A 2,192-nucleotide genomic window follows, 5' to 3' on the forward strand; every position below is an offset into this window, starting at 1 on the left:
AAGGAGAGTCCGTTCTTCGCAGCAGACCGCGCCGCCTACTGGCGCCACCTTCGCGAGCTGGGCCCGGTGGTGAAAATAGACACCGGCGATCCGACGCTGCATGGCTACTATCTCACCCGCCGGGACGACGTGCGCGCGGCCTTGCTCGACCCGCAAACGTTTGCGTCGCCGCCGAAAACTTTTGCGATTCACTTGTTCGGCGCACCGCTTCCTCAGGTGCCGCTCTCTATCGGTACACGATCGGAGCATGCCCGTTTCGGCAGCGTCTTGCATCCGCTCTTCAGCCCTAGAGCGTTGGCCCCCTTCGCCGGGGACTTGCGGGCCCGGGCAGCGAAACTGGCCGACAAAGTCGCTGACAGAAGGCAGTGTGATGCGGTCAGCGTCGCCGACACCTATGCCAGCCAAGCGCTGTTCATGGTGTGCGGGCTGCCGCCCGACGACGCCCGGGCGGCCCAGATGGCTTCGGCCGCAGTAATCGGCGACACCACCGGGACAGCCCAAGTCGAACTCTTCAAGTGGCTGAACACCAGCTTCGACGCCGGGCTGAGAGATCCCGAGCGACCGCCCGGCATCCTCTGGCCGCTTCTCGAACGCCTTGCCGCCGACAAGAATTTTCCGCTCACCAACGTCGAAGTGGCGTCGGTCCTTCTTCTGTTGTTCTCTGTCGCGGGCATTGAAATGGTGTCCTCGGCAATCGGTTTCGCGCTTCTACATCTCGCGCGCGACCCGCGACTGCGGGCCCAGCTGCGCGAGGACCCAGCACAGATCCCAGCCTTCGCCGAGGAAATCTTCCGGCTGGAGTCGCCTGGGCCGGCCATTCCGCGCCTGACCACGAGAAAAGTCGAGATCGGCGGCGTCACCATCCCGGCGCACAGTTCGGTGTGGCTGGCCCTCGAAGCCGCGGGCAGAACAAGCGGCGGCGACGAGATATCGAGGGGCAGCAACGGAGAAGTCCGGCGGCAGCGCCACTGGGCATTCGGCGGTGGCATGCACAGATGCTTGGGCATGCACCTGGCTCGTCTTGAAATGGACGCGTTTGTGACCGAGTGGTTGAACCGCATCCCGGATTTCGAACTCAAACCGGGTTTCACCCCGGTCATCGTGCAAAAACCGACCAGCGTCACTCACCTGCGCCGCCTAAAGCTGCGCTGGTAGGCAGGACCGACGACGTGGATGACGCCGACCTGGAGACCCACATCAATGAGTTCCTGACAGCGCTCGACGAACGTCCAGAGGAACTGATACCGAAGCGCTTAGCAGAAATCGAACAACCGAACCCGCACGACGTGGAGGACTTCCGACGCTACATCAATGACCTCAAAAGGGCCTACGCGCAAGGCTTGCTGGACATGTACCGGCGGATCGAGTCGCACGGCCGCGCCATATGTGGGCTGACCGATGAAGCCGAAATAACCGAGCGGGTCCAGAAGATCATGACGTTGGTGGCGCTGGACGGCGAGGATGTCCCGAAAATACTGGCGAGCTTTGAGGACGCCGCACGCCAGCTGGATCGTCTCGCTATCGTACGGCTGTTCATGACAATTCAAGGTGCTAGCGTCGGCGGGCTGCCGCGCCAGGCTGAGCGGGACGCCTTGATACTTGACTTGACGACGTATTGCCTGACACGCTTCCCGCTTTCCGACGATGATTGAAATCGGGCACATGACAGGTTGTCAGACGGTGGTGATGCAGAGCACTTCGTCGAGGCTGGCGGTCCCTAGCCCGGCGGCAGCCGCGCGTCGCGCGAGTTCGGTGATCGGGTCCGGGTCGGTCCCGGGTACACCGCCGGCTTGATCCAGCCGTGCGGTGTCGACCATCGACGGGCCTTTGGCCACCGTCTCGGCCAGGACGTAGCGGCCGGCGTCAGCCGTTCGGCGCACCGTCTGTTCGGGTGCGCTGATGCCGGTGAGCCCGGCCGCGTCGGCGAGGTTGATTCCTACCTGGAACACCTGTGCTTCGGCGTCGAGCACCGCGGTGAGGCGGGTGATCAAATTTTCGGGGGCAAAAAACTGCCAGCCTTGGCCCAGATGCAGCCAATACCGTCCGTGGATCTGGTCGCGGAGCGCCTTGAGCTGAGCGCCTCGTGCGTCCCCGGGGCTGCAGTCGGTGAATTCGAGGAACTTGTAACCCTTTTGCAGTATCGCGCGATCGTGGGCTGACAGGCCGGCATCGCCCACCAGGAAGCGTCCGAC

At 63.5% G+C, this 2,192-nt stretch carries 2 protein-coding genes and 1 pseudogene; 2 read left to right on the forward strand and 1 reads right to left on the reverse strand.

Features of this window, described 5'->3' with window-relative positions:
* Together WAN71_RS17505 and WAN71_RS17510 are read left to right on the forward strand one after the other, a co-directional pair.
* Positions 1-1,155: cytochrome P450 (locus WAN71_RS17505; RefSeq protein ID WP_422226543.1), on the forward strand; the 1,155-nt coding region annotated here is incomplete at its 5' end.
* A gap of 14 nt (positions 1,156-1,169) precedes the next feature.
* Positions 1,170-1,652 (forward strand): hypothetical protein, encoded by a 483-nt coding sequence (locus tag WAN71_RS17510; RefSeq protein WP_422226544.1) that lies wholly within the window; start codon positions 1,170-1,172, stop codon positions 1,650-1,652.
* A gap of 21 nt (positions 1,653-1,673) precedes the next feature.
* Here WAN71_RS17510 and WAN71_RS17515 read toward each other — a convergent pair.
* A pseudogene (locus WAN71_RS17515) lies at positions 1,674-2,192 on the reverse strand (glycosyl transferase); the annotation flags it as partial.

It is taken from the genome of Mycobacterium sp., assembly GCF_049280035.1.
GTDB lineage: Bacteria > Actinomycetota > Actinomycetes > Mycobacteriales > Mycobacteriaceae > Mycobacterium.